Below are 8,285 nucleotides of genomic sequence, written 5' to 3' on the forward strand. Positions count from 1 at the left end.
GAAAGGCGAGGGATTTTAAATCCCTTGCGTCTACCGATTCCGCCACTCGGGCAACGTTTAAATTATCAGCGTTGCGAACTAATGGAGCATATTATAGAGATTTCCGTTTTGCTGTCAAACAGATTTCTGTTGATTTTTTTAGAAAATGCTTCAAGAGGTTCGTTTTTAGTCATATCTTGCGAATTTTCGCCAAAAATTGACCGCTTGAAGCGTACTTTCTTATTTCGTCAATGTTTCCACAAGCTCAGAAACAAACTGCAAACGTGCCTCATTGCTTTCTAATGGCTTGGCGAATTTAAATTTTAACGGCCCATCAAATTTATAAGCCGTTTTATCTTGCTGGATCAGTTGCAAGAATTTCATTAGGTCAGGCGTGGCGGTTGCTTTAAATTCTAAGAAACCACCGTTGATGCCCGCTTCGATTTTCTTCAAGCCTAACGTTTTCGCTAAATGGCGAATTTGGGTGATCTGGAATAGATTTTTTGTCGCTTCTGGTAATAACCCGAAACGATCGATAAGCTCGACTTTCAACTCTTTCAATGCTTCTACATTTTCCGCACTCGCAATGCGTTTATAGAACGATAATCGCATATTCACATCTGGCACGTAATCCTCTGGTAAGAGTGCAGGAATACGTAACTCAATTTCTGTTTGGTTTTGCGTAATCTCATCTAAACTTGGCTCACGTCCTTCTTGCAAGGCTTTTACTGCATTTTCGAGCAAGTCCATATAAAGCGAGAAGCCGATAGATTCGATCTGCCCACTCTGTTCGCTCCCTAGTAATTCGCCCGCACCTCGGATTTCCAAATCGTGCGTAGCCAATACAAAGCCAGCACCTAAGTTATCAATGGAACTTAAGGCTTCTAAACGTTGCTGTGCATCTTTGGTCATCATTTTCGGATGCGGCGTGAGCAAATAAGCGTAAGCCTGTTGATGTGAACGCCCTACCCGTCCACGTAGTTGATGCAATTGTGCTAAGCCAAATTTATCTGCTCGTTCAATAATAATGGTATTTGCCGTGGGTACATCGATCCCTGTTTCAATAATGGTCGAGCAGACCAAAATATTAAAACGCTGATGATAAAAATCACTCATCACCCGTTCGAGTTCACGTTCACGCATCTGTCCGTGCCCGATGATAATACGTGCTTCAGGCACAAGTTCTGCCAATTTTGATGCACAATTTTCAATCGTTGCTACATCATTATGCAGATAATAAACTTGTCCACCACGTAGAATTTCACGCAGAATTGCCTCGCGAATAATTAAATCATCGTTTTGTCGTACAAAGGTTTTAATTGTTAAGCGGCGTGCTGGTGGGCTGGCGATAATCGATAAATCTCGCATGCCATTTAATGCCATATTGAGTGTACGCGGAATCGGCGTTGCGGTGAGCGTAAGAATGTCAATATTCGCACGCAACTGCTTGATTTTCTCTTTCTGACGCACGCCAAAACGGTGTTCTTCATCAATCACCAGCAAGCCTAAATCGTGGAACTGCACATCTTCTTGCAACAACTTATGCGTACCGACCAAAATATCAATTTTTCCCTCTGCCACTTTCTGCAAAATCTCTTTTTGCTCTTTTGCAGTTTTAAAACGTGAGAGTACTTCAATATTGATTGGATAATTCGCAAAACGATCTTTAAAATTATCAAAATGTTGTTGAGCGAGTAGCGTGGTCGGAACCAAAATCGCCACTTGTTTATGGTTCATCACCGCAAGGAAAGCGGCACGAATTGCCACTTCCGTTTTTCCAAAGCCAACATCACCACACACAAGACGATCCATCGCTTTCGGCTGGCACATATCGCTGACCACAGCGTTGATTGCCAACTTCTGATCTTCAGTTTCCTCAAACGGGAAAGTTTGGCTAAATCGCACATATTCTTCTCGGTTATACTCAAAGGCAAAGCCTTTTTGCGATTCACGTTTGGCATAAACATCGAGTAATTCTGCTGCCACATCACGGATTTTCTCCGCTGCTTTTTGGCGAGATTTCGCCCACGCTTCTGAGCCTAATTTATGCAATGGTGCAGTTTCATCCGCTCCGCCAATGTAGCGAGAAATTAGATGCAATGAGGCAACAGGCACATAAAGTTTTGCTTCGTTGGCATATTCCAGCACCACATATTCCGCTTTCATACCGCCCGCATCAAGCACAGTTAAGCCCGCATAACGCCCCACGCCATTTTCTAAATGCACCACTGCTTGCCCGATTTTAAGCTCGGCAAGATTACGAATCAGCGTATCAGGGTTTACTGTTTTGCGTTTATCAGCTGATTTTGGTTGATGCACACGTTCGCCCAATAAATCCGTTTCGCAAATGATTGCAAGATTTTCACCGCTTGCATCAATGCTTTCAATCACAAAACCTTGATCAAGTGCTGAAATCAGCAATGAAATCGGATCTTTGATCTCATTAAGCATTTTAATTTGTTTTGGCTTGAGCTTCAGCGGTGCAAGTAAATCCAGTAATGTTTCGCGTCTGCCTTCGGTTTCAACTGAGAAAACGATGTTACCATTAAATTTTTCACGGAATTGCTCAAAGTTTGCGAATGGATTTTTTAAATGTGGATTAATTGCAAGATCGGGTAATTTCGCTACATTTAAATTGCTTTTCGCTGCACTTTTTTGTACTTTTTCTGAAGTAAGCGTTAAGCGTGGATAGCCCTTCAACAAGCGGTTGATTTCTTCCAATGAAAACCAAAGTTTGCTTGGTTCAAGTAACGGACGCATCGGGTCGATACGATTTTCAAAGCGTTTTTGTACATCTTGGCGGAATTGTTCCGCTTTCTCTTGCAAGCCATCGAAGGTAATAAAGAGCGAATGATTCGGCAGATAATCAAACAGGCTTGCCATCTCCTCAAAAAAGAGTGGCTGCCAATACTCAATGCCTGCATTCAAAATGCCTTTGCTCACTTGATGATAAATGTGTTCAGGCTCGTGGCGAATATTAGCGAAAGTTTCGCGAAATTTGCCACGGAAAAATTCGATGCCTTTGCTGTCAGTCGGAAATTCGTGCGCAGGCAAAAGATTGATTTCAGGAATTTCACTCATTGTACGTTGCGTGTCCACATCAAAGGTGCGAATGGAGTCAATCTCATCATCCAAAAAATCCAAACGAAACGGTTGACTTGCCCCCATCGGGTAAAGATCAAGCAACGAACCACGCACTGCATATTCGCCGTGTTCCAAGACCTGTTCTACCGAGCGGTAACCTGCATTTTCAAGCTGTAAACGTAATTGTTGAATGCTGGATTGCTCGCCTTTTTTAATCAATAAAACGTGATCAGCCAAATAACTTGGCGGGCAAACTTTCTGTAAAAGTGTGCTAATCGGCAGTAAAAAAATCTGTTTTTTGCCTTGTTGCAATTGATAAAGAGCCGAAAGACGAGCGGAAATAATCTCTTGATGAGGAGAAAAATTATCGTAAGGCAGCGTTTCCCAATCGGGGAACATTGCTACAGGTAGCTTGGTAAAGGCTGTCAATGCTTTTTCAAGACGGAGTGCTGTGCGAGTATCAGGCGTTATCACCACGGTAACACCTTGAAATTGCTCAGAAGATTGAGCGATAACGAGCGTGTCAGAATGCCCGATAATATTGCCAAGTGTTTGATGATCTTGATATGTTGTGTCGGTTTTAGGTAATGAGAATTGGAGGTTTGTGTACATAAGCGGTTACATTTTAAAAAAATTGTCCGATTTTCGATGGATTTAACGATATCGTCAAGCTTAGAGGTTATTTTTATAAAATATCGTAAAAGAAAAGCATATGGGATTGCCATATGCTTATAGGAAGAAAAAAGAATTATGCTTTTTCTTTAGGTGCTTGTTTATGTAATGCCATTTTCTGACGAATTTCACGGCGTTGTTTTGAAAGCTCAGCATTGCGGATCATATAGTCGTCCACACGGTTTTCGTAGTCATCACGCATATTCGCAATAATCGCACGAATTTCTGTTACGCTCATTTCATCAGTGATATATTGCGATAAGTTATCAAGCAATAACACACGTTTTTGGTTATCGCGGATTTTGCGATCATTGTCCGCTGTTTCTCGGTGTAATTTGTTTTTTAGGCGATATAGGTGAACGTAGTCCAACATATCTTGGAAAGATCGTTTTTGTGCGTCTGACATAAAAATATCCTCTAACTTAATGGAAAGAACGATGATAAAACTGCCTAAATCCTAGTCCTTTTAGGCTCTTTCGTCAAAAATTTTTCTAAACCTTTCTGCGTTTGAATAAATAATCAGCAAAATTTTTATACTATAAGGGAGAACTTTCGCCCGTTTTGAGCAAAAAGTGATACAATCCAACCATTTTCTATATTTTTTATATTTTACCTTTTAAGGAAAGTTTAATGCCTGTGGAAACCCGAACGCCTGCCGAACAACCTCGCGAATTTGCTGCTATCGATCTTGGTTCGAATAGCTTTCATATGATTGTTGCTCGAATTGTAAACGGTTCAATTCAAGTACTTTCTCGCCTAAAACGCCGCGTTCGTTTGGCGGATGGCTTAGATGAAAATCGTATTTTAAATCAAGAAGCAATGGATCGTGGATTGGCTTGCTTATCGCTTTTTGCTGATCGTTTGCAAGGTTTTTCTGCTGAAAATGTGAAGGTTGTCGGCACCTACACCCTGCGCCGTGCATTAAATAATGATGAATTTCTGAAACAGGCTCAAGCTATTTTCCCCTTCCCTATTCAAATCATTTCTGGACAAGATGAAGCTCGCCTTATCTATTCAGGCGTCAGCCATACCCAGCCAGAAAAAGGCAGAAAATTAGTGGTGGATATTGGTGGTGGTTCAACTGAAATGACCATTGGTGATGATTTCACGCCCATTCGTGCTGAAAGCCGACATATGGGCTGTGTGAGTTTTGCTAAGCGTTTTTTCCCCCAAGGAAAGCTAAGCGAAGCACGCTTTCAATCAGCGTATCAGCTGGCGATGGAAAAATTAGAAGATTTAGAAACCGAATATTGTTCACTTGGCTGGCAACATGTGTTGGGATCATCTGGCACAATCAAAACCGTTTCTAAAGTGTTAATTTCAAACGGTTTTCGTGATGGTTTGATTACTGAAAAACGCTTAAAAAACATTATTCAAGCCTGCTTAAAATTTGATTCACTAAAAGAAATTCAGCTTAAAGGTTTGATTGAAGAACGAGCTGATGTGCTCGTGCCAGGTTTGGCGATTTTATTGGCATTATTCCACACGTTCAAAATTGAAAGTATGCGTTATTCTGATGGAGCATTACGTGAAGGGTTGATGTACGGTTTGGAAAAATATTTCCAAGTGGACGACATTCGCCAACGTACTGCACAGGCGTTAGCTATTCAATTCAATATTGATAAAGCTCAAGCTCACCGCGTTGAACATACCGCACTTTCGCTTTTTGACCAAGTAAAAATGTGGAAAAACCGTCATCAAGTGGCGGAGCTACGTGAGCTGGTTAAATGGGCAAGTTTATTGCACGAAATCGGGATCGTGATTAACCACAATAATGTAAACAAACATTCGGCATATATTATTTCAAATGCAACGTTAGCGGGCTTTGATGATGAACAACAAGTTTTGTTAGCAACCTTGATACGTTTCCATTTGAAAGGCTTTAAGAAGAGTGATTTACGCAGTACTAGCCGCTATCAATATCGTGATATTTTAACGCTGTTGCGTTTGTTCCGTTTGGCGGTGTTATTTAACCGCTCACGTCAAGCCAGCGTAATACCAAAGACATTGAAATTACACATTGACCAAAACGATTGGGCGTTGCAATTTGAGGCAGATTACTTAGTGCAAAATCCATTAGTGCAAGCAGATTTATTGGATGAGCAAAAACAGTTAGCGATGATTGATCTTCAATTGAGTATGGAATAGCGGTCTAATTTGTAAAAAATTTTGCAAATTTCACCGCTTGAAGGTTGAAAGCACTTCGCTTTTCGCTAGAATGAAACGACTTTTAATTAAAAAGAGGCAAACACATGACACAAGTTTACAATTTTAGTGCAGGCCCTGCTATGATGCCAAAAGCGGTGTTAGAACAGGCTCAAAAAGAACTTTTAAACTGGCAAGAGCAAGGCACTTCGGTAATGGAAGTCAGCCACCGCGGTAAGCTCTTTATGGAGTTGATTACTCAAGCAGATAAAGATTTCCGTGAGCTTTTCCACATTCCTGATAATTACAAAATCCTCTTTTTACAAGGTGGTGCGAGAGGGCAATTTGCCGCTATTCCGATGAATTTAATCGGTGAAAAAGGCAAAGCACTTTATTTAAATAGTGGTCACTGGTCGAGCACAGCGGCGAAAGAAGCCCGTAATTTCTGCGAAGTAGATGAAGTTTCTATCATTGAAACGGATGAAAATGGCGTGATTTCTGTCAATCGCACAGACTTCAGCGATATTGCTGAGCAGTATGACTACGTGCATTATTGCACCAACGAAACCATTTCAGGTGTGGAAATTAAAGACATTCCAAACGTAGGTAATGCGGTGTTAGTGGCAGATATGTCATCTAACATTCTTTCAAGCAAAATTGACATCAGCAAATTCGGTGTGATTTACGCAGGTGCTCAGAAAAACTTAGGGCCAGCGGGGATTACCATTGTCATCGTGCGTGAAGATTTGATCGGTAGAGCACGCAAAGATACCCCCTCTATCTGGAACTATGAAATTCAAGCAAACTCAGATTCAATGATCAACACACCACCTACTTTTGCGTGGTATTTATGTTCACTGGTATTCCAACACCTGTTAGCCACAGGCGGATTGGAAGCTGTTGAACAACGCAACTTAGCGAAAGCAAAACGCCTATATGATTATCTCAATCAAAGTACTTTCTATCGTAACTACATTGCAGAACAAAACCGTTCGGTAATGAACGTAACTTTCACCACTGACAATGATGAGCTTAATGCAAAATTTGTGGCTGAAGCGACCGCTTGTGGTTTACAAGCATTAAAAGGACATAAAGTATTAGGCGGTATGCGTGCTTCTATTTACAACGCAATGCCAATTGAAGGTGTAGATGCCTTAATTGCATTTATGGATAAATTTGCAAAAGAGAACGCATAATAAAATCATCACTTTCGTTATGGCGTGTTGTTGAATAAGTAACACGCCATTTTAATAAGATGAACAAATTTTCACCATTTAAACTATAACTCATTGTTTTTCTTTACTTTTTTATTCAAAGGTTTAGTATAATGTCAATCGTCAATCGTCAATCGTCAATCGTCAATCTTGCTGAAAATTTAACCGTTCAGGCTTTTCTCAATGATTTAGACGAAAAACTCTGGTCATCTGCGGATAAACTCCGCCAACAACTTGATGCTGCCAATTATAAACATATCGTTCTTGGTCTTATCTTTTTAAAATACATTTCTGATAATTTCACTCATCAACAGGAAAAAATTCAGGCGGAACTCTCTGATATTGAAAACCCACTCTATCTTGACCGCAGTTTTTTTGATACTGAAGAAGAGTATCAAGAAGCCTTAACCGCTGAACTAGAAAACCGTGATTATTACACTGCGGATAACGTATTTTGGGTGCCAGCTTCTGCACGTTGGCAAGCCTTACAAGGAGTCTCTATTCTCAACACTGGGGCTGAATTGCCTTGGGGCGGGAAATTTTCCGGCGTGGCACGTTTGATTGACGATGCCTTCGATGCCATTGAAAAAGACAACGAAAAAAAACTCAAAGGCGTACTCCAACGCATCAGCGGCTATGCCGTAAACGAAGACACCCTGCGCGGGCTGATTATCCTCTTCTCCGATACCCACTTTACCCGTCCGACTTACAACGGCGAGCCCGTGCATTTAGGTGCAAAAGACATTTTAGGTCACGTTTACGAATACTTCCTTGGTCGCTTTGCCCAAGCAGAAGGCAAACGCGGTGGACAATATTTCACACCAAAATCCATTGTTTCCCTGATTGTTGAAATGCTCGAACCCTATTCAGGACGTGTCTATGATCCAGCCATGGGTAGCGGCGGCTTTTTCGTGCAAACTGAACGCTTTATTACCGCCCATCAAGGCAACATCAACAACGTTTCCATCTATGGGCAAGAATTCAACCCCACCACATGGAAACTTGCGGCGATGAATATGGCGATTCGCGGCATTGATTACGACTTCGGCAAACACAACGCCGACAGCTTTACGCAGCCGCAACATATCGACAAAAAGATGGATTTCATTATGGCAAACCCGCCATTCAATATCAGCGATTGGTGGAGCGAATCCCTTGCCGATGATCCACGTTGGGCATACGGCACGCCAC

The 8,285-nt window shown here is 41.4% G+C and carries 5 protein-coding genes; 3 read left to right on the forward strand and 2 right to left on the reverse strand.

What is annotated here, in order from left to right; genetic code table 11:
* Positions 1 to 219 precede the first annotated feature (219 nt).
* Positions 220 to 3,675 carry a transcription-repair coupling factor gene (mfd, locus tag QMF79_RS04270; RefSeq protein ID WP_281772882.1) on the reverse strand — a complete coding sequence of 1,152 codons (3,456 nt, stop codon included), beginning with the start codon at positions 3,673 to 3,675 and terminating at the stop codon, positions 220 to 222.
* Between the two features lie 136 nt (positions 3,676 to 3,811).
* Entirely contained in the window at positions 3,812 to 4,141 is a 330-nt protein-coding gene (locus tag QMF79_RS04275; RefSeq protein WP_281772883.1) for a DUF496 family protein, read from the reverse strand.
* A 224-nt stretch (positions 4,142 to 4,365) separates the two neighbouring features.
* Between QMF79_RS04275 and ppx the strand changes: the two genes are divergently transcribed.
* The 3 genes from ppx to QMF79_RS04290 all read left to right on the forward strand — a co-directional run.
* Entirely contained in the window at positions 4,366 to 5,883 is a 1,518-nt protein-coding gene (ppx, locus tag QMF79_RS04280; protein ID WP_281772884.1) for an exopolyphosphatase, read from the forward strand.
* A 104-nt stretch (positions 5,884 to 5,987) separates the two neighbouring features.
* Complete coding sequence (gene serC / locus QMF79_RS04285; RefSeq protein ID WP_281772885.1) at positions 5,988 to 7,076, forward strand: 3-phosphoserine/phosphohydroxythreonine transaminase; 1,089 nt, start codon at positions 5,988 to 5,990, stop codon at positions 7,074 to 7,076.
* A 131-nt stretch (positions 7,077 to 7,207) separates the two neighbouring features.
* On the forward strand, positions 7,208 to 8,285 hold a 1,078-nt coding region (locus tag QMF79_RS04290; protein ID WP_281772886.1), incomplete at its 3' end, for an HsdM family class I SAM-dependent methyltransferase.

This window comes from Pseudohaemophilus parahaemolyticus, from assembly GCF_938021905.1.
GTDB lineage: Bacteria > Pseudomonadota > Gammaproteobacteria > Enterobacterales > Pasteurellaceae > Haemophilus_A > Haemophilus_A parahaemolyticus_B.

Excerpts from the sequence above, each read along its gene's own strand:
- serC (WP_281772885.1), top strand. The coding sequence starts at position 5,988 with ATGACACAAGTTTACAATTTTAGTGCAGGCCCTGCTATGATGCCAAAA.
- mfd (WP_281772882.1), bottom strand. The coding sequence starts at position 3,675 with ATGTACACAAACCTCCAATTCTCATTACCTAAAACCGACACAACATAT.
- ppx (WP_281772884.1), top strand. The coding sequence starts at position 4,366 with ATGCCTGTGGAAACCCGAACGCCTGCCGAACAACCTCGCGAATTTGCT.
- QMF79_RS04275 (WP_281772883.1), bottom strand. The coding sequence starts at position 4,141 with ATGTCAGACGCACAAAAACGATCTTTCCAAGATATGTTGGACTACGTT.